The 21,642-nt window shown below is 50.7% G+C and carries 21 protein-coding genes and 2 tRNA genes; 5 read left to right on the top strand and 18 right to left on the bottom strand.

Going from position 1 to position 21,642, the window contains the following annotated elements; all coding sequences use genetic code 11:
• Positions 1–277 precede the first annotated feature (277 nt).
• Entirely contained in the window at positions 278–1,207 is a 930-nt protein-coding gene (locus tag H6750_07390; protein MCB9774136.1) for a mechanosensitive ion channel family protein, read from the top strand.
• A gap of 10 nt (positions 1,208–1,217) precedes the next feature.
• On the opposite strand, the gene H6750_07385 is transcribed toward H6750_07390, so the two are convergent.
• From H6750_07385 to H6750_07320, 14 genes are all read right to left on the bottom strand, one after another.
• Positions 1,218–1,640: a DUF423 domain-containing protein gene (locus tag H6750_07385; GenBank protein ID MCB9774135.1), complete on the bottom strand. Its 423-nt coding sequence runs from the start codon at positions 1,638–1,640 to the stop codon at positions 1,218–1,220.
• A 13-nt stretch (positions 1,641–1,653) separates the two neighbouring features.
• Positions 1,654–1,875, bottom strand: a complete 222-nt coding sequence (locus H6750_07380; GenBank protein ID MCB9774134.1) for a DUF2061 domain-containing protein — start codon at positions 1,873–1,875, stop codon at positions 1,654–1,656.
• Positions 1,876–1,946: 71 nt separating this feature from the next.
• Positions 1,947–2,438, bottom strand: coding sequence for an Rrf2 family transcriptional regulator (locus tag H6750_07375; GenBank protein MCB9774133.1), 492 nt, complete (start codon positions 2,436–2,438; stop codon positions 1,947–1,949).
• 433 nt (positions 2,439–2,871) lie between these two features.
• Complete coding sequence (locus H6750_07370) at positions 2,872–4,713, bottom strand: SUMF1/EgtB/PvdO family nonheme iron enzyme (protein ID MCB9774132.1); 1,842 nt, start codon at positions 4,711–4,713, stop codon at positions 2,872–2,874.
• 20 nt (positions 4,714–4,733) lie between these two features.
• Positions 4,734–5,318 carry a hypothetical protein gene (locus tag H6750_07365; GenBank protein ID MCB9774131.1) on the bottom strand — a complete coding sequence of 195 codons (585 nt, stop codon included), beginning with the start codon at positions 5,316–5,318 and terminating at the stop codon, positions 4,734–4,736.
• A 1,575-nt stretch (positions 5,319–6,893) separates the two neighbouring features.
• Positions 6,894–7,265, bottom strand: coding sequence for a site-specific integrase (locus H6750_07360; protein ID MCB9774130.1), 372 nt, complete (start codon positions 7,263–7,265; stop codon positions 6,894–6,896).
• A 249-nt stretch (positions 7,266–7,514) separates the two neighbouring features.
• Positions 7,515–8,084, bottom strand: coding sequence for a Uma2 family endonuclease (locus H6750_07355; GenBank protein MCB9774129.1), 570 nt, complete (start codon positions 8,082–8,084; stop codon positions 7,515–7,517).
• A gap of 316 nt (positions 8,085–8,400) precedes the next feature.
• Positions 8,401–8,476, bottom strand: a tRNA-Ala gene (locus H6750_07350).
• A 172-nt stretch (positions 8,477–8,648) separates the two neighbouring features.
• Complete coding sequence (locus tag H6750_07345) at positions 8,649–9,263, bottom strand: phosphoribosylglycinamide formyltransferase (GenBank protein ID MCB9774128.1); 615 nt, start codon at positions 9,261–9,263, stop codon at positions 8,649–8,651.
• 17 nt (positions 9,264–9,280) lie between these two features.
• Positions 9,281–10,318 carry a phosphoribosylformylglycinamidine cyclo-ligase gene (locus H6750_07340; GenBank protein MCB9774127.1) on the bottom strand — a complete coding sequence of 346 codons (1,038 nt, stop codon included), beginning with the start codon at positions 10,316–10,318 and terminating at the stop codon, positions 9,281–9,283.
• Positions 10,319–10,327: 9 nt separating this feature from the next.
• Positions 10,328–11,743 carry a 23S rRNA (uracil(1939)-C(5))-methyltransferase RlmD gene (gene rlmD / locus H6750_07335; protein MCB9774126.1) on the bottom strand — a complete coding sequence of 472 codons (1,416 nt, stop codon included), beginning with the start codon at positions 11,741–11,743 and terminating at the stop codon, positions 10,328–10,330.
• Complete coding sequence (locus H6750_07330) at positions 11,718–13,091, bottom strand: sigma-54-dependent Fis family transcriptional regulator (protein MCB9774125.1); 1,374 nt, start codon at positions 13,089–13,091, stop codon at positions 11,718–11,720. The genes rlmD and H6750_07330 overlap by 26 nt, the downstream gene beginning before the upstream one ends.
• 101 nt (positions 13,092–13,192) lie before the next feature.
• Entirely contained in the window at positions 13,193–15,361 is a 2,169-nt protein-coding gene (locus H6750_07325; GenBank protein ID MCB9774124.1) for a HAMP domain-containing protein, read from the bottom strand.
• Between the two features lie 327 nt (positions 15,362–15,688).
• Positions 15,689–16,093 carry a DUF1844 domain-containing protein gene (locus tag H6750_07320; protein MCB9774123.1) on the bottom strand — a complete coding sequence of 135 codons (405 nt, stop codon included), beginning with the start codon at positions 16,091–16,093 and terminating at the stop codon, positions 15,689–15,691.
• Positions 16,094–16,219: 126 nt separating this feature from the next.
• Here H6750_07320 and mazG point away from each other — a divergent pair, with 126 nt between their 5' ends.
• Positions 16,220–17,140, top strand: coding sequence for a nucleoside triphosphate pyrophosphohydrolase (gene mazG, locus H6750_07315; GenBank protein ID MCB9774122.1), 921 nt, complete (start codon positions 16,220–16,222; stop codon positions 17,138–17,140).
• Entirely contained in the window at positions 17,137–17,766 is a 630-nt protein-coding gene (locus tag H6750_07310; protein ID MCB9774121.1) for a hypothetical protein, read from the top strand. Before mazG ends, H6750_07310 begins: the two co-directional genes overlap by 4 nt.
• 79 nt (positions 17,767–17,845) lie before the next feature.
• Here the strand turns inward: H6750_07310 and H6750_07305 are convergent, their stop codons facing one another.
• The 4 genes from H6750_07305 to ald all read right to left on the bottom strand — a co-directional run bounded on the left by H6750_07305 (position 17,846) and on the right by ald (position 20,329).
• The gene (locus tag H6750_07305; GenBank protein ID MCB9774120.1) at positions 17,846–18,253 is read right to left on the bottom strand and encodes a hypothetical protein; all 408 of its coding nucleotides are present in this window, start codon (positions 18,251–18,253) and stop codon (positions 17,846–17,848) included.
• Between the two features lie 32 nt (positions 18,254–18,285).
• Positions 18,286–18,909: a rhodanese-like domain-containing protein gene (locus H6750_07300; GenBank protein ID MCB9774119.1), complete on the bottom strand. Its 624-nt coding sequence runs from the start codon at positions 18,907–18,909 to the stop codon at positions 18,286–18,288.
• Between the two features lie 217 nt (positions 18,910–19,126).
• Positions 19,127–19,203, bottom strand: a tRNA-Pro gene (locus H6750_07295).
• Positions 19,204–19,222: 19 nt separating this feature from the next.
• Positions 19,223–20,329: an alanine dehydrogenase gene (ald, locus tag H6750_07290; GenBank protein ID MCB9774118.1), complete on the bottom strand. Its 1,107-nt coding sequence runs from the start codon at positions 20,327–20,329 to the stop codon at positions 19,223–19,225.
• A gap of 201 nt (positions 20,330–20,530) precedes the next feature.
• On the opposite strand from ald, the gene H6750_07285 reads away from it, so the two are divergent.
• Entirely contained in the window at positions 20,531–20,875 is a 345-nt protein-coding gene (locus H6750_07285; GenBank protein MCB9774117.1) for a (2Fe-2S) ferredoxin domain-containing protein, read from the top strand.
• A 74-nt stretch (positions 20,876–20,949) separates the two neighbouring features.
• Positions 20,950–21,384 carry a hypothetical protein gene (locus H6750_07280; protein MCB9774116.1) on the top strand — a complete coding sequence of 145 codons (435 nt, stop codon included), beginning with the start codon at positions 20,950–20,952 and terminating at the stop codon, positions 21,382–21,384.
• Positions 21,385–21,642: the final 258 nt, after the last annotated feature.

Genomic DNA, 21,642 nt, shown 5'->3' with positions numbered 1-21,642 from the left:
TTGTACCACCCAATTCATCATGTGTCAAGGGAGAGACATCAAAATGAGCTCCAGATCCGTGAAAAAACGGCGCCGCGCAAAAATCCTACGCCTGATTTTTTCTCACAGACGTCAGCCGGGATATAAGAAACATGCCAACGCGCGCGCTTCCGTGCTTGCCAATGCTCCAATCCCTTGAAAGAATAAGCAGTCTACTCTGGCTCAGCTCCTTTGGCCTGGGTTGATCCAAGCCTTCAAGGAACTGACTCTTCTCTTTCTCTCTGTAAGGAGGTCATACATGGAATCTTTTGGTTTTGAAAAGCTTACTCCCTTTCTTGCGGCCAAGTCGCTCGTCATAATGGAAGCCTGCCTGCGGCTTCTCCTCATCCTGGTGGTTACGTATATTGGGATACGTGCCATTCGGTTCGGCCTGCACAAACTCGAGATTGTTTTACTCAGGATAAGGGAAAACGATGATAAGAACCGGGTGGCCGCTGAAAAGCGGGTAAAAACTCTCATCGGGCTGCTTCTGACGATCTGCCTGACATTGGTCTGGGTCATTGCCGTCGTGATGGGGTTGGATCAAATAGGGTTGGACATCACACCCATTATCGCCAGTGCGGGCATCGTGGGCCTTGCCGTCGGCTTTGGCGCACAAAATCTGGTCCGGGATGTCATAAACGGGTTTTTTATGATTTTAGAAAACCAGGTACGGGTGGGAGATGTGGCCGTGGTCAATGGAACAGGAGGCTTAGTCGAAGCCATCAGTTTCCGGACCATTACCCTTCGCGACCTGTCAGGAACGGTTCATATTTTTCCGAATGGCACCGTCACGACCCTCGCCAACATGAGCAAAGACTGGTCATACTATGTCATGAATATAGGTGTAGCCTATAAAGAGGATACCGATCGAGTATCTTCCGTCATGAAGGAGGTAGGCAGGGATTTACAAGCCGACCCGGAGATAGGACCAAACATTCTCGAACCCATTGAAATATTGGGAGTAGATGACTTCGGCGAATCGGAGGTCGTCATTAAAGCCAGATTGAAAACGCTACCCATCAAGCAATGGATGGTAGGCAGAGAATATCGTCGACGCCTGAAAAAAGCTTTTGACCAACAGCGTATTGAAATTCCCTTTCCTCATCGCACGCTGTATATGGGAGAGGCCAGTCCGCCCTTCATCGTCAAACATACGTCGTCTGAGGCGGAGAGGCCAACGCCGTAATCAGCAGGCATTAGGGACTCGACTCTTCACTCTCTGGCGGAGAAAGTGGCGTATGTGGGGAGGGAAAGGCTTTCCAATAGCCTCTCGCCAACAGGCCCCACCCCACAAGAAAACACAGCCCTCCAAAAGGAGTGAGCATCCCCAATCCACGTGTACCCGATAGGGACATCGTGTACAGGCTTCCTGAAAACAACAGGATGCCCAGGAAAAAGGCCCAACCGGCCCATTTGAACTGGCGAAGAGGAACATAGACTAAGCTCAAGCCCGCACTGAGGATGCCCAGGGCATGGATCAAATGATACCGCACACCGGTTTCAAAGACCGTCAACATGTGTTCAGACAGAAATGGCTTGAGTCCGTGTGCGCCAAAGGCGCCAATCGCCACTCCAAGGAAAGCCATCAACGCCCCACTCATCAATATTGGCCTTGCCATATTTTTTATCCTTTTATGGTGAACTGGTTGTCGGATAGATTCGTCCCCATTGAATCTTTTGCCAGACTCGCTCATGAGCCCAATATAAAAATATTTTCGTGACCAGCTCCGTTAATCCTACCGAAGCGGCAAGAAGGAGTTCTCCGGAAAAAATAAATACCAAAAGGGTGGTGTCCAACGTCCCAACTGCCCGCCAGCTCACACCCTTCACCACACTACGCCAATGAGTTTCCATAAGTTCCTCTTATCGTTGACCTTGCCGCATGAGGACAGCAAAACGATTGACTACGATTGATGATCCGACGACTATTTTTTCTTCCGCGTTGTACCCGGGGCCGGTTGTGTTTTGATATCGGGGACTGCCCCTCCCTCCTGCCGGGGGAATACAAAATCTTCAAGAGTGTAATGATCAAGGACCGATGCTATGGCGTTCCGCACATCCAGCATGATGCGCTGAATCGGACACGCCGTCGTTGCCGCATGAGGACAATCCCGGCATTTCTGATACGCCGTCTGACTCACACAGGAAATCGGTGCGAGTGGGCCATCCAGAAGCCGAATAATCTGCCCAAGGGTCACTTCACGGGGCGACTTAATTAAAAACACCCCGCCATGGGCGCCCCGACGACTCCCAATCAGTCCCGCGTTCTTTAACGACAACAAAATCATTTCCAGAAAACCCAATGGAATATTCTGCCGCTCCGCCAGGTATTTTCGTTGCACGAGCCCCTGCCCGAACTCCTGAGTCAGTTCCATCATGGCCCGCAGGGCGTATTCGCTTTTTTTGGAAAATCGCATAATACTACATAAAGTTAACTAATATTGTGCACATTTACCATAAGATTGTTGCTGGTTTCTAGCCCAACAAAGCCGTGCATGAGTCAAGCGTGCCTTCGGCCTCGCAGAGAGATCTGACAGTGATGCTCGTTTACCGGCTCCCCTTGCCCGGAGGATTGATGCCCACGTGAGCCATAACAGGATGAGTTATGATTTGATCAACGTTCCGGTTCCCTGTCGGGTGATCTCCCAGGATTTTCTCAGCTATCTTTGGAGAGCCATTGACGCCATGAGAGTGCCTTGAGGGAAAGGATGCTTATCCAAACATTGAAATTCAAAGGCGTGCACGACGAATAAAATAATTGGTCCTCTGTCTGACATACGGATTATTGAACAGGATTGACTGATCAACTTAAGACCCTACCTAGCCATGCTCATAGCCCACCACTTCCGGTTATGACGCATTTTTTGCGCACCGGAAGCCAACGTTATCATGTCGTTGAGCGGGATCCAGACCATGACGATTCGTGGTCCGGATATCCACAGCCTTATTTGACCAGGACCCGCCACGAATAGTTTTCAATTCTCCTACCGGAGGTCCTTGAGGATTTTTGTCAGGACTTCGTTGATAATAAGAAGTATCGTACCAATCAGCGGTCCACTCCCAGACATTGCCGGCCATATCGTCCAGCCCATAGGGACTTCGGCCTTCAGCTTTTTCACCAACCGATGTTAAGACAGAATAGGCTTGATGATCGCAGCACTTGTCAAAATTGGCCAGAATTTGGATCGGGTCCTGTTCGCCCCAGGGATAGAGGCGCTCATCGGTGCCGCGGGCAGCCTTTTCCCACTCGGCTTCGGTGGGCAATCGTTTGCCCATGGACTCACAATAGGCGGTGGCTTCATCCCAATTCACTCTTACAGCAGGATGTTGGGAGACCTGAGTTAAATTGAGATCCATCCAATATCCTGGTGGTTCGGCTCCCGATTTTTTTATGAAATCCGCATATTGGGAGACGGTAACTTCATGTTGGTCGATATAAAAGTTATCGAGAAAAACCCGATGCGCCGGGCGCTCATTCCTAAAGTCTTTACTCCCCATGGTGAAATGACCTTCTGGAATAATGACCATCGGTGCCCCATCCCCCCCAAGAATTTTGGGGGCAAAGGCCTGCGGTGAACTGAAAGCGGGCGCTTTAGCAATCAGCCTTGATCCAGCAGCGTCCTCAACCCAATCCGACTTTTCACGCGCCATGTGTTCTTGCAACGCTTGAAGTTCTGCCCGTAATCGAACCAGTTCCCGGTCCGAAGCGGGAATATCCTTGGGATCAGACGTTTCCTGGGTCAATGACGTCGCTGGCCATTCAGGAGCAAAGGCGAGAGGAAGCCCGTTATCATAGCGGCCTTCGATAGAAGGATTTTGAAAACCCTCAGTACTCGTTTTCACCGTACGATAGGTAAAGTCGAAGAGTTCACGAATTTCGATGAGGCCATTGCGATTGAAATCGGCCCCTCCACGTAATCCCGTAAGCAATCCGCAGGTAAATGCTCCATGTCCTCCACAGAATTTTTCGCCTTCTTGCGACCGCTCAGCTGCACTGGAAGAGGAGAAAACGGCCACGCCTGTCTGTGCCTTACCCATGGCGGTCAGGAGGCGGTTCACATCTGCCGCATTCGCGGCGCGCATGGCAACTAGTGAACTGGAGGAGCCAAACGCGCCCGTATGACAGGCATCTAAAAACAGCACTATTTTACGGGCCTTACTTTTGCTGATTTGTCGCAGCAGGTCGTGCCGACTAATCCCGTTGTCTTCCGGGAAATTGGGATCAGCTTCATGGGTGAGAAAAAATAGGTCTTCTCCGCTGGGATCGAGTAACCCGTGCATGGCGAGAGAGAGGATGACTAAATCTTCAGGCTGAGCAAGACGAAGCACCTCACCAAGTGCCCGCAATATCTTCCCGCGTTGAGCCTCTTGATTGATCAGCACATGAAAGTGATCAGGATGAATACTGTCCTGAAAATGCTCCGTAAAGAACTGATGGAGGGCTTTGGCATCCTTGTCCGCATAGGCAAGATTCAGGGTCGTATTTTTATATTCAGATACCCCAATAAAAACTCCCCAAACGGTTCCAATCCGCTCACCCGTATCCGGTGATACCAGAATTCCACGGGACGCGGCACAAACGGACGTCTCATATCCCCCGGCAAGCAGTACCATAATGGAGCCAATGAGACAGAAGATTTTTTTTACTGTCCAAGTGATCACAGTTGGCCGTGATTCAAAAATTCCAGACATCTCGCCACTCCGGTTCGAGGCTATGGCATCGAACCTCCACCGGAACTCTGCCGTTCTTTGACTAAATCGTTGGCTATTTCTTCAGCCATTTCAAGGAACAACTCATCAACGGAGGGAGCAAGCAGTCCCCGTGTCCCGGACTTTTCCGAATACAACTGCGTCCAGATTATTTGCCCGGTTTCCGTACTGACAAGTTTCAACGACATAGAAATTTCTGTCGCCGTCGCTAAGGGATAATGAGGGGCGCCTTCGACAAATCGTGTCACACGACCCTTGAGCAGCGCATCGGCATTGATGAAATTCCCTTTTTGCAAAAGGGTTTTTTCATCAAGGAGCGTCGCGTCTAAATTATGTTCGGCAAGAACGGCTTGAATTTGTGTACGATCGACGACATAATCAAACACTTCTTTGTTGGCAATGACCATGGCCAGTAGATCTGAGGCTGCACCGGCCTCACTCACCCCATCAAAGGGAAGAATCGCGATTGACGATACCTTCGAAAGCGGATAGGCCGGATTGGTAAAAGACTTTTTGACCGTTCCTCCACAGGCAATCAGTCCAAACAGACACCAACAAAGACCAATGGCTCGCATCCCGTATTTCATGTCGATCCCTTTACCTCAGAGACTTATTGAACGTCTGGTTGTCATTACGAAATCATACTGGACAGGATTGTAGGCATTAGGTTTTCTGATGTACAGGTTTATTGGAAATTTTCCCGAATCTTGTCCGCGTAATCTCCTTGTTTGCATAGGAAAAGTGTAGCCCCGGTGATTTTTGCTCAAAGCGTGAACCAATTCTCTGAACCAACACGACGCCATGTCCCGGTTTGTCGAATTAGACAGTCGATCGGTTCAAGGGGCTGGTTGAAGCTCACCTACGCTGCTCTATCACCCATGGGTGGGCAATTGAATGCCCCGGGAGCCTTATGAACGAATCTTGGCTTTTTGAAAGGTGGCTGGCCAGGACGAATGCAGATAGTTCGTCATATTCAATACGGGGATAGGGAGTTGCTAAATCTTCATCAAACAACAGACAACAAAATAGCCGCTTATACAGCGGCCTTTCGTTTCCTCATAAAACGTTGTCGTATGTCTTGGGATGATGAAGTGGTGGGGGCACGGCTACCGAAAAACATCAATAACCATATGATTTAAAGCGTGATTTATTTTTCCGTTTTCAGTGGTTACCCCCCTACTTGTCATCCCACTTAATAATTTTTTAAAACTATCCCTTTCTGGTTAAATCATTGATCTCCACTTTTTTTGAACTGTCGCCTTTCCGCCCACAACATTCCCTCTCACGTCCTTTGAGCCTATTCCCTTCATATTGGAAAGAATGCCGGGATTGGTCGAATAATTTTCACCGACGTTTCGGGTGAGTATTGAAATCTCACAATGCCGGAAAAGTTCGTTAAAACTCTTTTTGCTATTGAGCAATAGGCCAAATACAACACAAAAAAAGAAGCAAAATCCTTACGCCTCTTTTAATTTGGTGGGTGTATTCTCCTTTGAAGATTCTAACTATTGTGGGCATTGCTGTTGCACTCCCTTATGAAGGGGAACCGCTAAAACGGTTTCAAAAAGAGTGCTCGCTTTACACATTTGTGGGGCGGAAAGGGTCTGAACTCCTAGTAGAACTGCTTTCGGCTGGTGCGCCTCTGGTCTTCCCCTAATTTTGTGGCCAGGTTCGTGAAGATTTAACAGTAGCATGACACTCTTTCTTGCACATTTCAGGTGTGTCCACAATATCGAGGCTAAGCCACTGAAAACCTCGTGGCACGATTCTCCCTGTTCCAATAGTCCTTGACCATATCTCCGTCACAAAATGTGGGTAAGGGCATCCGTCGCCAACTCTCCTCTGCTGATTTGAGTTTACACTTCTGCTATTGATTTGCGTAATTCCTGTGCGACTGCTTTGGCGATTTTCTCGAAATCTGTCTCCGCTGATCGCGTTGGTGGCCTCAGCCCCTCAAGAATTTCCTGTTGCCTTCGGGTTGAGATTTCATAATAGCTACAGAATGTGGTTAAGACTTTCTCATGGCCGAGATTTTGGCTCCAGGCTTTGAAGGCTTTTGTTGTCTGGCAAACTGTCTCTCCGAGGCGAACCAGGGTATTTCTGAAGCTGTGTGGGTTGAAGTAGGGCAACCCTGCGTTGGTAAACGCCTCAGCAAAGATTTTTCAAATGGGAGTAGCCGTACTCCAATCTTCCCGGTTCAATCCTTCGACTGTAAAATGGTACGTATTCTTGTCTAAGACGACATTCGAAGCTGGAAAGAGCGGATCGTCGTGACTCCAAAGTTTTTCTTCCCTTAGATACTTCACCCAGTCGTCCACAATTTGGGGAATCTCGTCATTAACCGGGAAGAAATACGTGATAAGCGTCTTACTGAACTTGGCTCGGGCCTCTCGCGCAAACTGGAAAACGCTTTCCTCAACCACATCCACATGCTTCAGTTTCATCGAGGCGATGGCACTATCTCGTGCCCCGGTCAGGAGGGTGAAGGCAATCAGCGCACGATTCCGTCGTTTAATATCAGAGTTGGGCTGCATTCCTCCAACAACGTGTTGGATTTCCTCTACCGTCGGCACCGCCCTCTCTCTGCGGGCTTTGGCGACCCGTGTGTCCTTCTCGGACAGATTGAAATACTCGGCATCGGCTTATCCTCCTTGGGCAGACAGCATGGCAAAATGGAATCTGTTTGTCAGACGTTTGTAGCGATCCTCTTCTATTACAAGACCTGTTCTTTGTCTTGACACTGGAACCAACCCCTTATTGTAAAAACGATTCCTTTGAACCGACTACTGGAGTGCGGAGAATAGACTGGCGAGCGGGAGTGAAAAGCTTGGCGCATGCAGCGGCGTCACACATTCATCTGCGCGAAGGATTTTGTGCGTTTCATAACCAGATGAAGAGGGATTCTGAAATACCTCAAGCTGATGATCGCTAATATTGACAATCCAATACTCGGGAATTCGGTGTTCTGCGTACAACATCGCTTTAATGGTGCGATCGAAAGACAAGCTGGTCTCCGCCACTTCCACGATGAGGAGCGCGGTAGTGGGATGGGCATGGACATAATCCAAGGGTGCACCGGGGACCACTGCCAGATCAGGCTCGGGTTCTGACGCTTCACCAAGGGCTAGGGGGAGTTGGGTGCGGACAGCTACTCGGTCACCAAAGGCCTGTTGTAGCTGGGTATCGAGAAAATCAATAAAGGCAGCATGTGGAGTACCCTGAGGGGTCTTCGCTAGAATTTCACCGTGAATTAATTCTACACGCTCTTCGGAACGAAGAACACCCGTTCGAGCCATTTCATGATACTCGTCACGGGAGAACCGGCGGATGGTAGTGGCCGTGGTTATGGACATCCTTCACCTTTTCCCCACATTCTAGCAGGGGGACAAGGGCACAACAAGATTACGTCACTTTCCTTTTAAAATGGTTCGGTTCGGATTGAAATCTTTGAACGCTCCTGAACGCCTTCACATCCTTGCACGTCCGTAGCAGTACCTGCGATGATTTGTGCCTTTGTTTCTGCCCTCTCTTCCAAGTCAGTGTTTAGGGAGAATTGAGGCCATTCGTTTAACTCAGGCTGTGTTTCCCATTCCTGGACACATCGACAATAAAAAAGCCAGCATTTCTGCTGGCTTATTTGAGGTGGTTGCAATGTATTGGATCAAAAATTGGTGGAGGGCACGGGAGTTGAACCCGCGACCCCTACGTTGCGAACGTAGTGCTCTCCCAACTGAGCTAGCCCCCCACACTTGAGATTCGTGCTATGTGAAGCCTTGGAAAAAGAAAGTCTTATGAATTGAAAAATATCACAGGATTATAACTGACTGTTAATCGAGTTGCCATCGCTGATCTGTTTTTTTGCCTGTCCGCAGCCCTCCTTCACGCGCCCATTAATCGTTTAGGTCTGATAATTTCTTCTATGAAAGAATGTGAACCGTGCGCCCTTCCACATGCAATCGTTTTTCTGCCATTAACTGAAGAGCCTGAGGATAGCATTCGTGCTCTTTTTCCAAAATGCGCGCGGATAGGGATTCGACCGTATCCCCTTCAAGAATGGGCACAGCGGCTTGAAGAATAATAGGTCCTTCATCAACTCCTTCCGTCACCAGATGCACCGTGCAACCGCTGACTTTCGTGCCCCACTCCAGGGCTTGACGTTGGGCCTCGAGTCCTGGAAACGCCGGTAGAAGCGAGGGATGAATATTCAAGATCTTTGATGGGTACATCCGAATTAAGGCGGGGGTCACAATCCGCATATATCCGGCCAGGGCCACATATTCCACTCCATGTTGCTGAAGAAGGGCACCCATCGCCAGATCATAGGCTTCACGCGGGTTGGCTTCCCGGGCAAAAGGCTTTGGATCCAGATAGACCGTGGGAAACCCACGTTCCTTCGCGCGCGCTAAGCCCGCGGCATCGGGCTTGTTACTGGCTACGACCTTGAGTGTCGCATCCAACGAGCCACGATCAATGGCATCCAGTATGGCCACCAGATTTGATCCGCGGCCTGAGATTAAGACACCAAGGGCAATCGACACGATTTCACCTTCTAATGCGAATAGGAAAGCTTTGGCTCAGAAGACGGGCGATCTCGAACCTCTCCAATGACACAGCCCGTCATCCCTTCTTCCTGAATAATGTTCAATATCCGATTGGCTTCCTCAGGGGGCCCCACCACAACCAGACCGATTCCCATGTTAAACACACGAAACATTTCCTCTTGATCAATGGCTCCTGCTTCCTGAAGAACCGTAAACAACGGGAGTGGCACCCACGTGCGTCGATCGATGACCGCTTGGCAGGACTCGGGAATGACCCGTGGCACATTCCCGGTAATTCCACCACCGGTGATGTGTGCCAGGCCGTGTAATCGGCTCCTGGACAGCAAGGTCTTGACCAGTTTCACATAAATAAGCGTCGGCTTGAGTAACGCCTCCCCGACGGTGCCCGGCAACCCGGGTACCCTGGTCTCCGGAGACCACTCTTTCAGCTCAAGAGCGACTTTCCGCGCCAGGGAGTATCCATTACTATGAAGCCCGCTCGACCCGACCCCAATCAACACATCCCCGTGTTTAATTTTTTCCGGGCCCAACATCTCCGACCGTTCCACCACCCCTACCGCAAAACCGGCCAGATCGTATTCGCCCTGCGGGTAACATGAGGGCATTTCTGCGGTTTCTCCACCGATCAAAGCACACCCGGCTTGCCGGCATCCCTCGGCAATTCCCTGAATAATCGCTTCTCCGACTTCCACTTCAAGATGACCCGTCGCGAGATAATCCAGAAAAAAGAGCGGCTCCGCACCGCTCACAATAATATCGTTGACGCACATCGCGACCAAATCAATCCCGATCGAATCATGTCGATTCATTAAGGTGGCCATCTTGACCTTGGTCCCGACGCCATCCGTCCCGGACACCAGAATCGGCTCACGATAGCGGTCGGAAGGAAACCGAAAGAGACCGCCGAACCCGCCAATGTCTCCCATGACTTCAGGACGGAAGGTGGAGCGCACCATGGGGCCGATTCGTTTGACAAAATCATCGCCTCGTTGAATATCAACTCCCGCTTCTCGATAGGTGGCCATGGCGTATCCTTACTCTCCGTGGTTCGGTTCAGTTGCTGAAAGCGTCAACTCGACCAATGTTTCAAGGTGTGCCGTCTGGGGAAACATATCAAATGGTTGCATGCGCTGAACGGTATAGCCTTTTTCACATAACGATTTGATATCCCGGGCCAATGACGGGGCATCGCAAGAAAGATAGAACAGTTTCGGGACTTGCAAGATTCCCAAGCGGTCTATAATTGTTGGATTGAGCCCCGCACGTGGAGGGTCCAGAACAATAACATCGTAGGCGCCGGATTTGACAGTCATGAGATAGGATTCGACTGAACTGATTCGCACACGGCACCCTGTAATCGCATTCATGCGCAACGACTCACGGGCATCATGGATGGCAAACGGATTCCCTTCCACACAGGTGACCTGAGCGCCCTGACTCGAAAGGCTGAGACCCAGGGGGCCGGTTCCAGCATACAACTCCAAAATCCGTTGCCCTTTCAGGTTTCCCAGCCATTCCTCAACCATCTTCCCCAATAATTGAAAGACGTCCCAGTTGGCCTGCATGAATGATCGAAACCCCATTTTCAAGCGCAACCCTCTAAAGGCTTCCCATACATGATCCGCTCCCCTCACAATCGGCTCATGCCGCACGCGACGCCTCGAATCATGTTCCGGCGCATCCGCACGCTCATAAATCAACCCCTTGATGTTGTCGATCTCAGAGCAGGCATGCATCAGACGTTCGACGTGTTCTTTGGTCACGGCGCGGCCGCGGAATACCAACAGACCGCCCCCCTCCAGCCGGGACCATCGGATTTCCACACTCTCTAAATTCATTCCCTCAATGACCAAAGAGCGAAGGCTGGACCGGACAGAGTCCATCACCGATCGCAACCTGTCGTCCACCAAAAAACACGTATCAACCGGGAGCAGTTGTTGAGTTCCAGATTCAAAAAAACCCAGAAATAATCCGTCGGGCCCCTCTCCAATTCCCATTCGAAGAACTTGCCGATAGCCATAGGGCTTTGGGGACGGGATCACCGGAGAAATCAGCACATCGGAAATTTTTCCAATCCGACGAAGGGTATCTTCCAGAATCAATCGTTTTTGAGAAAGTTGTTCTTCATACTGGATATGTTGAAGCTGGCATCCTCCACATCGCCCGACGACCGGGCAGAGGGGAACAACACGGCTCTCAGCCGGATCTTGGACCTGGAGAATTTTCCCCTGGCTCACGCCTTTTCGCCGACTGAGAATCTCCACCTGAAGGGCTTCACCGGGAATGCCGCCGCCACACAACACCACCTGACCATCCACTCGTCCGAGACCGAATCCGCCGGCCACCAATTTTTCAATGTGGAGGGGATGGGAAGATCCGGGAGACAACGTTTCAGTAGAAGTGGGAGAAGGAGTCCTGCGAGGCTTAATGTTCGGGCCGGAGTTCAACATGAAGTAACTTGATCTTTCTGTGTAAATGACTCCGCTCGATTTTCAATTCATCGGCGGTCTTGGAAACATTCCAATTATTTTCCCTGAGTTTTAGAGAAATGACTTCCCGCTCAAACGCATTGCGGGCTTCCCGGAGCGAATCGTAGTTGGTGCCCACGGCCAGGGAAGGTACTCCGCTTGGCGCCCGGCCCTGAAGGAACATCTCTACATCCGCCGCATCAATGATTGGCTTCGGCACCATTATTAGTAAGCGTTCAATCAAATTCCGGAGTTCGCGAATATTGCCCGGCCAATCATGCCGCTGCAACGCCTCCATGCCTTGTGGACTAAACTCTTTTGGTTTCATGCCCTGCTCTTCGGAATGCAGTCGCAAAAAATGCTGCGCCAGTTCAGGGATATCGTCCCGACGCTCCTTGAGTGTCGGAACCACAATCGGCAATACATTTAACCGGTAATACAGATCTTCACGAAAGGTCCCTTTTCCAATCTCTTCCGCCAGATCTTTATTGGATGCCGCAATGACCCGGACCTGGACATTGATGAGTTTTGTTCCACCCACCCGTGTAAATTGTTGCTCCTGAAGGGCACGCAACACTTTGGCCTGCGTGGCCAGACTCATGTCCCCAATTTCATCTAGAAACAGGGTTCCTCCGTCCGCCAGCTCGAACTTGCCACGTTTCATAGAGCTGGCGCCACTGAAGGCCCCTTTTTCATGACCGAATAATTCACTCTCGATTAACGTTTCCGGAATCGCCGCACAATTGATTTCCACAAAGGAGCGATTATGCCGGGGGCTTTGCAAATGGATCGCGCGCGCCACCAGTTCTTTCCCTGTCCCGTTTGCCCCGGAAATCAAGACACGACTATTAGCTGGAGCCGCCATCGCGATCAGTTCGCGAAGCCGCTCCATAGAAGGAGAAGAGCCCACCAGTTCAAATCGTCGCTCCACCTGAATTCTAAGATTCAGGTTTTCCTCTTCCAGCTTGCGTTGGTGCAACGCATTGCGCACTAAGATGGTGACTTTTTCCAAATCGAGGGGCTTTTCCAAATAATCATAGGCACCTAATTTTGTGGATTTGACGGCGGTTTCAATGGACCCATGCCCCGACATCATCACGACCAGGATGTTGGGAAACTGAGTGCGCAATCGTTTCAATGTCTCCAGCCCATCCATCTCCGGCATCCAGATATCCAAAATGACTAAATCCGGCACTTCACTTCGGACCAGCTTAAGCGCCTCAAGGCCGCTCTTGGCCACCAACACCTGGTAGCCTTCATCTTCAAGAATGCTACTTAAGGTATTAAGAATGGCTGGTTCGTCATCAATCAGGCAAATGGTCTCGGCCACAATACTCCCTCCATCAGGTATGGTATGAATGGTCACTCACGTGTGTCACGCGAGACAACCCTTCCGGAGAAAAGCCGTCCAGCCACTGACGCTCCCCTCCCCTACAACGGCAATTCGAATGTAAATAACGCACCCTTTGGATGATGATTCTCTGCATGAATTGTCCCATTGTGATCGGAGATTATACGATGCACAATGGCTAATCCCAACCCTGTTCCCGTCCGCTTTTTGGAAAAATACGGCACGAACAACATTTTGTGATCATCGGGCTGAATACCCATCCCTTCATCCGCCACCCTGACCACGGCCCGATGCCGCCGCCAATCGCAGACCGTCGTCACCCAGAGGCGGCCGTGATCATTCATGGCCTGGATCGCGTTATCAAACAAATTAACCAACACCCGGTGCATCTGCTCCGGATCACAATTCAATGCCGGAAGGTCTTCATCAAATTCCACAATGAATTCAATGTCACGATGCGCCCCCGTGTAGAGGGAAATCACTTTCTCGATAATGTCATGCAGGGAAGCTTTCCGCATCTGGGGAAGGGGCATTCTGGCATATTTTGAAAACTCATCGACCATCCCTTTCAACCGGGTGACTTCGCTAATAATAACGCCGGTGGCTTGATCGAATATTTCATCAAATCCTGTCGACTTTTCGGCATATTTTTTTCGCAACCGCTGGGCCGACAATTGAATCGGGGTTAGGGGATTCTTAATTTCATGAGCAATGCGTTGCGCCACCTCCTGCCAGGCGGCCGTTTTTTGCGCCTTAATGAATTCCGTCCGATCTTCAAACACAAACACAAAACCCAGGTCCAAACCGGCCTCGTTCTGCATTCTGGAAATATTGAGGCCTACGGTCAAGAGCCGGCCATTGGGTGTTTCCATCTGGCCATCCATAGACACACTCTCCGTCTGTTCCTGGAGCATCTGGTCATAGGCTTTCTGAAATAATTGCAGATTGAAGGACTTGAACGCGTCATGAACGGGTCGTCCACGCAAGTCGTCCCCCTTCACTCCAATAATCCGTTCAGCCGAAGGGTTAAACGTGGAAATCAGACCGGCCATATCGATCGATAACACTCCGGCGGCAATGGTTTCCACCACCGCTTCGGTGTAGGCCCGACGTTGATCGATTTCCACATTGGATCGTACGAGCGACATATTCACTTCTTCCAAGCTGGATTTACTGGTGCGCAGATCGGCCGTCATGCGATTAAACGACTGGACCAAGGTTCCGATTTCATCCGTGGCCTTCACGTCGATATTCACATCTAAATTACCCTTGGCCACCGCTTCGGTTCCTTCGGCCAATCGTTGAATGGGAACCGTAATTCCTCTAGCCACATAAAACCCAAACCAGGTGGCGCCAAATAAAATCAGCACGGTTACGACGGCCACAAACAAATAGGCTCCACCCTTGATCGGATTTTTCATGGAGATGATCTGCCGGTATTCCTCAAATTGTTTGGCAATCCCATCCATTTTCATTACCAGTACTTCCGGCACATAGGACGACACCACGACCACGCCAAACACTCGGTCAGTTTGTCCATTTCCACGGATCGGCGCCGCTGCCCGAATAAGTTTCCCCACGGGAGCTTCCTGGGCCGAAGACATGGGCTGCCCCGTATCCAGGACATGGAGCACCAATTGCCCCACGGGGAGGCTCAGTACCGCATCAGACAACTTAGGATCCATCATGCGGGCTAAGGTTTCCATTTTCGGCGAAAAGACCTCCACGCCCGCCAAATGATATTCCTGTTGCATGCGCGCCATGATGGCTCTCAATAATTCCCGGTGTTCCGGTTTCAATATATCTTCCCGAAAAATTTCCTTGCTAATGGCGCGCGCCGTATCCGCTGTTAAGGACTCTCGTTCCTCTTGATAAAGGTGGGCGACTTCTTCCGAGTCCCGCAAGACCTGCATAATCTGATCATTAAACCACACGTCGATGACTTCACTGATGACCCCGCTGGCCACCAGGGCCAGCAGCACCGTGGGAATCAGGGCAAAGCCGATAAAGGCCGCGACCAACTTTGACCGGAACCCCTTCCCCAACAGCTTGTGACGCTTTTCGAAAAAGGCCCGAATGAGATTTCGAGACAACAGAAGGGTGAGCGCCACCAACCCCACGCTATCCAGGTACACCAGAAAAAGCACCAGGGCATAGCTGGGACTTGGAAGTATCGAATCCGGTTGCAGAGGTCCTGATAAGCCGTACCGGGCGTAATAGAGGGTGAGGGCCAGGCAGGGCAGCAACAAAACCAATACAATCCAGACAGGCCTATAATGATGCCGTTTCTGCTTCGATGCAGAACTGTGGGAAGGAGCACCCGGCTCGTTCGATGCGGACGGTAGTCCCGTTCGAGGAAATTTCCGGGCTTCAGTGAGCGGTTCTGAGAGAAGGTTCACGGCGTGTCAGCGGGAGAATATCATCCAAAGGCCAGTCAACTATGATCATTATTGATCAAGAACAGGAACAGCGCAAGGCGCGACCACATCCCCACTATCGATTAGTCTGCCTGCCTATGGGCGAATTGAGCAGCACTCGCCTGGAAGCTTGCGGGAAGAAAGAGGGTTCGCCAGGAGTTAGGGAGAAACCGTACTGCCCTTCCCTGACGTGACGCTGACATATTTCATCCGCAGGGTATAGAGCATGTCTCCTAAGACGGACGCTTCTTCAGACGTAAGGTTTCCTTTGGTCTTCTCTTCCAGCAAAGATAAAATATCTACAATTTCCTTGGCTTGGGGGAGATTCATGGGCGGTGCGGGCTGTTGAGGATCCAAAGACTCTCCCATTAGCATGAGAGAAGAGGTTCCGAGGGAAAACACAAACGAGGAAAATGACAAGGGAGGATGAGGCGCATGGGATGATTCTGCCGAAGAACGGGGTTGCGCCATTGAAGACTCTGGCGGTGGTGGAGGAGGAGAAGCCTGTGGCTCCGATCGCCCGCGTTTATCCCGAATCACAAACCCTGGTTCTTCTTCGCTCATCGGACACCTCCTGTAGTGGGAAAACACTAGCACTAACCAATGGCCTCGATCAAGAATCAAGGCCTTACACTGAGAGAGAAAACGGGTATAATGCCATCGCACCTTCTCGATACTCTTGGCAGTCTCATGAATGAATCATCTCCGGATACTTTTCCCTCTGCTTCTCCGGCAACATGTGTGTCGGATTTATTGGCGATCATGTCCAGATTGCGTGGACCCGACGGCTGCCCTTGGGACCGTGAACAAACGAGCCAGTCCCTCAAACCTCATCTTCTTGAGGAAACGTATGAGGTACTGGAAGCCATAGATGCCGGGAAGCCTTCCGCTCTCAAGGAGGAATTGGGAGATCTTTTGCTTCAGATCATGTTTCACACACAAATTGCCTCAGAACAGAATCAATTTTCATTTCATGACGTGGCCAACGGGTTAGCCGATAAATTGATTCGACGTCACCCCCATGTTTTTCAACAAACCTCCGATGCTTCACCTGTCACAACAGCCCAAGATGTGAGCCGGCAATGGGATCAACTCAAACAACAAGAACAAGCCACGCAACCGGGACCTCAATCGCTTTTGCAAGGGATTCCCAAAATCGCTCCAGCCCTTCAGCGTGCCTTTCAGGTCCAAAAACGCGCCTCTCGCGCAGGATTTGATTGGGAGGCCATTGAGCCGGCCTTGGAGAAATTCAAAGAAGAATTGAATGAATTATATGCTGCCGCGGCGGAAAGTATTTCATCGTCTTCGGAAGGGACGCTTCAACCAGAAAACCCGACGGTTCAAAGCACCATTGAAGAAGAGTTGGGGGACGTGTTCTTTGCGTTAGTCAATGTCTCCCGGTTCCTTCGAGTCAATCCTGAAGAGGCCTTACGCCGTGCCACCAATAAATTTATCTCCAGGTTTCATTTCGTTGAATCACAAGCTGCGTTGGAAGGGAAGGAGCTTCGCGACTATACGCTTCCGCAACTCGACAAATGGTGGGACGCGGCTAAACATCTGGAGCGTCAAGCCCCGCAGATTACCGAAAGCATCGAAGGAGCCACAACGTGAGCCAGGAAGAAGAACCGACAGAGGGTCGACGGGTAGGCATTCACCCCCTTATCGTCGTGTTTGGCGTCATTTTTGGGTTATGGCTGTTTATTACGCTCATCATTCCTAAATCCAAAAATTTACCCAATCAGGGACCGGGAACCACGCCCAAGACCCCTGTGGGTCTCCACAACATCGTATCGACTGATCTCATTCCCTCCTATGAGGCGACCGGAACCGTCACCGACATGAAAGCCATTACCATTCTGGTTCCTCCGGCCACCACCGACAGTCAGGTGGTCGCGCTGTTGCAACATTTTCAAAAAGCCCGTCTGGAAAATGCGCTGGACACCCTTTTGCCACCCACCACACCGGGAGACAAACTCGGTGAATTCGCCATTGCGGATATCTATATTTTTTCGGAAGCCCAATACGGCGTGCCCGAATCAGCCAAGGCCTTAGGCCGGGGGGCTCATGCCCCCGGGGAATTTTATCCCAGCTCCATTCCCTATGAAGTGGCTATGGAAAATGTCCGCGGCCACTATGCGATTGACCTGTACAATAAAAACTCACCAGAGCGTGCGTCCCTGGGGTTTGGTGAAGACGAGACAGGGGTGTATTCAAAGCGCTATCAGCGCGTCTTCTAATACATTTGAGATATGCGAAGGGACGACGGGTCTCTCCCTCCGGCGGAGACTGATTCCCGTCTCACAATTTCTCCGGTTCTTAGAGTCCCGTCTGATCGTGGATAGCTTTCCGCAGGACAGTCTGTTCAGCCTTCATCCACTGATCCAGCTCGGCAAACAGAGAAATGGAGTCACCTGTAAAAGGCCCGATCATCACATCCAGGCGATCAGCCAGCAATCCATCCGCGTCGGCAATCTCAAGCTTTTTATCTGCAATGGCTCGAGAAAGGATTTGATTAATCCGAAGCTGTTGCCCGACTGATCCGCCCACGATGCCCAGAATCGAATTTTTCAAATAGTCCAGTTCCATTTCAATCGAGACCTTCACTCTGACTCCCTGTGCGGTTGCCCAATCAGGTCGCTGAACGGAGTAATCGTAGGAAAAGGCCGGCTCGCGTGGTTCCCGATAAGGACCCATCACATTCAAGACAATTAAATCAGACTGCATAATTCCATTCCTTACACGATGAATACGTGGATCTATTCAACAGAAGGTGAAGACACCCGTGATTTAGACAATATTTGAATGAGGGCTCCACTTGAATCCCCTTCGAGGGGGCCCGTCCACCCTTGTAATCCATTTTTCAGAAGATAAATATTGGGATAATTATGTCGACTCAGAAAATCGGAGGCAAGACGGCTCCGATCACCACCTGCGCAATACACCAGGATTTTATCAGATTCAAGCGGAAGTTCCGCCTGGTACCGCGTCTCTAAATCCTCAACGGGAATTAATGTCGCTCCCGGAATTCGCTGTTTGGCAAATTCGGCTTTGGTGCGGACATCCAACACGAAGACTTTCGATGAACCCGAAGATGACGCCAGCAGTTGAGCTGCATCCGCGCCGGAAATCTCGTGATACAAGAGGCCATTTCTAATCAGCGTATCGGAGACGCGCTGACCTCGAGCCAAGAGTGCCGTCTGGATGCGTAAAGGCTCTACGACCGCTTCAATTTTTCCAGAAAGCGTGCCAACCTTCCGCTCCAGGTTATATTGCTCACTTTTCAGGCGTATAAGCTCCTGATGGAGTCGCCGAACGGACCAGAGCGCCACACTCGCGAGACATAGACCGATCCCCCCGCCAATGAATCCTAGGCTATCCATCTGACTAATTCGTTTCTTTTTCTTAGAAACGCCCCCTCTCCATCCACGATTCAACCCTCATTGGTCATTGTGTGGTCTCGCTGCTTCGAAGAAAATTCGTGTCCTACAGGACGAATGTCTCCCCAAAAAATTGGCGTGAGACACTCTCGCTGTTGATAGATATGTAAAAAACAGAAAACCACTGTAGGAGAAAAACAATCAGTGGAATATTGGTTACTGGTCGGGGCGAGAGGATTTGAACCTCCGACCCCCGCGTCCCGAACGCGGTGCGCTACCGGTCTGCGCTACGCCCCGATCTTTACGAGTCTACTGATCAAGAAGGAAAAGGCTCATACGGTAATCCATGGGCATCAGCAACGGCTTGGCATGTCACACGACCATGGAACACGTTCAATCCATTTCGTAAGCCAGGATGGTTGCGCAGGGAACCTTCCAACCCTTCTTCGACCAGCTGGACTATAAAAGGTAGCGTGGCGTTGGTCAAGGCTAAAGTCGATGTATAGGGCACAATTCCAGGAATATTTGCGACGGCATAATGCAGGACTTCATCAATGACATAGACCGGATCACTATGTGTGGTCGGACGTGTCGTCTCCGCACACCCACCCTGATCAACCGATACATCGACTATCACTGATCCCGATTTCATGTCAGAAATCATGTCTCTCGTGATCACCCGGGGCGTTCGTGCCGCAGGAAGATACACGGCTCCAATCACAAGATCTGCACGGGCGAGAAAGTGGTGAATCATGGACTGGGTGGAAGCCACTGTGGCGAGACGACCGGGATAATGGTCTTCCAACATGCGTAACTGCCATAGATCCAGACTTAACACCGTGACGCTAGCTCCCATCCCCACCGCAATCTTGACGGCAGAGGTTCCCACGACACCCGAACCCACGACCACGACCTCTCCTGGCGGAACTCCGGGCACTCCACCTAACAAGACTCCGGAACCTCCGCGTTGCTTTTCCAAATAATGTGCCCCAATTTGCACCGACATTCGTCCGGCAATTTCACTCATGGGACGCAAGAGCGGAAATTGTCCCGTTGCATCTTCGGTCGTTTCGTAGGCAATGGCTGCGCACCCGATCGTCAGCAAAGCCTCTGTCAAGGCTTTGGAAGCCGCCAGATGCAAGTAAGTAAAGACCACATGATCTTGCCTCAGAAAACTCCACTCTTCGGACTGCGGTTCCTTGACCTTCACAATAAGCTGGGCCTCTCCATACGTGGCTTCCATCGTTTGGGCCAGGACTGCACCGGCTTGCTGATAGAGGTCATCACTGAACCCACTCCCCTCCCCGGCTCCCTGTTGAATGACGACCCGATGTCCCCGATCACATAATTCCCTTACGCCATGAGGAGTCAATGCCACACGAAATTCATGATCCTTAATTTCTTTTGGGACCCCAATCACCATATTCTTAACCCCTTTCACCTCTTTGTGGCCCTGATTCGGCCCACATCCTATTGACTCAGTATCTGCGTTTCATCCAATAAATACGAGGACGTTCCAGCCGACCTGGTCCCGTGACCTGGACAGGTTCCTGAATCCTCAGGTAAGATCGGCTTTTTATTTTCCCTTTGCTTTTTCGGTTATTTTCATGAGAATTTAACGGATATGAGTAAATTCACGCATCATATTTTCGTATGCATCAATGAACGGCCCAAGGGAGATCCACGAGGATGTTGCGCAGCCTTGGGATCCGTCGGATTACATGCTTTCTTTAAAAAAGAAGTCGAGCGCTTAGGATTAAAAGGTATTGTCCGGGCAAACAAAGCCGGATGTTTAGACCAATGTGAGTATGGACCGAGCGTCGTCATCTATCCCGAAGGCGTCTGGTATTGGGTTGGCCAGGAAGCTGATGTCACTGAAATCATGGAGCGACATATCGGTAAGGGGGAAATTGTGGAACGGCTCCTGATGCCAGGGAAAAATGGTTCGTTACCCATTGTCAAATCCTAATGCCTTATCCTTTCACACACAAACTACTGGTCCCCTAAACCTGTCGCCACAACCTGGCGCGTGGCCTTCATCTTATGGGCAATGAAGACAAATGGAAAGCCAACTTACGAAAAGTGGCATTTTTAAAGTCCTTTCCCGGCTGGCTCTCCTCCTGGGACCAGGGAATCGGAGCCACCATTGAACAGGTCCTTCCAATTCCCGGACATGCTCCGCATACCGTCCTCCTCTTATCCGAAGGTCGATTTGTTGTCACGCCCCCCCTTCATGACGAACCGCGAATGGTGACCGCGGGACTCGCAGCCGCTCGCCCACATCTTGAATCCGTTCATGCAGGCGCATTTAGGGAATACGATCATTTGACACAGATGGATCAGGAATTGGGCCGCATGGCCAGGTTAGAGAATATTTTGAATGCCATTGATAACAACCTTGATCGAATTCCTGAACTCAAATCGCGCATTCAGGATCTGGTTAAACAATGGGACAGGGAGAATCAGCAATCACAATGAATATGCTTGAAATGTTTTCCGGAGCCCTTTTTGAAGGAGTGAGCCCTATGATGGTGAGAAGAGACCACTTGGTCCGACATCCGGACCGTTGCACTCACAATGCGATCTGCATTCCAATCTGTCCGACAGGAGCCTGGCTCTCGACTCCGCCCTACAAATTCGATTCGTCACGGTGCATGGAATCATGCCGTCTCTGCCTGGATGCCTGTCCGTCTCAGGCCATTTACGGTGTCTTCCGCAAGGGCGAAAAACTTCTCC

This window comes from Nitrospiraceae bacterium (genome assembly GCA_020632595.1).
Lineage (GTDB): Bacteria > Nitrospirota > Nitrospiria > Nitrospirales > UBA8639 > Nitrospira_E.
Note: the sequence above shows the minus strand (reverse complement) of the source record. Positions and strands in the feature narration are given on the sequence as shown.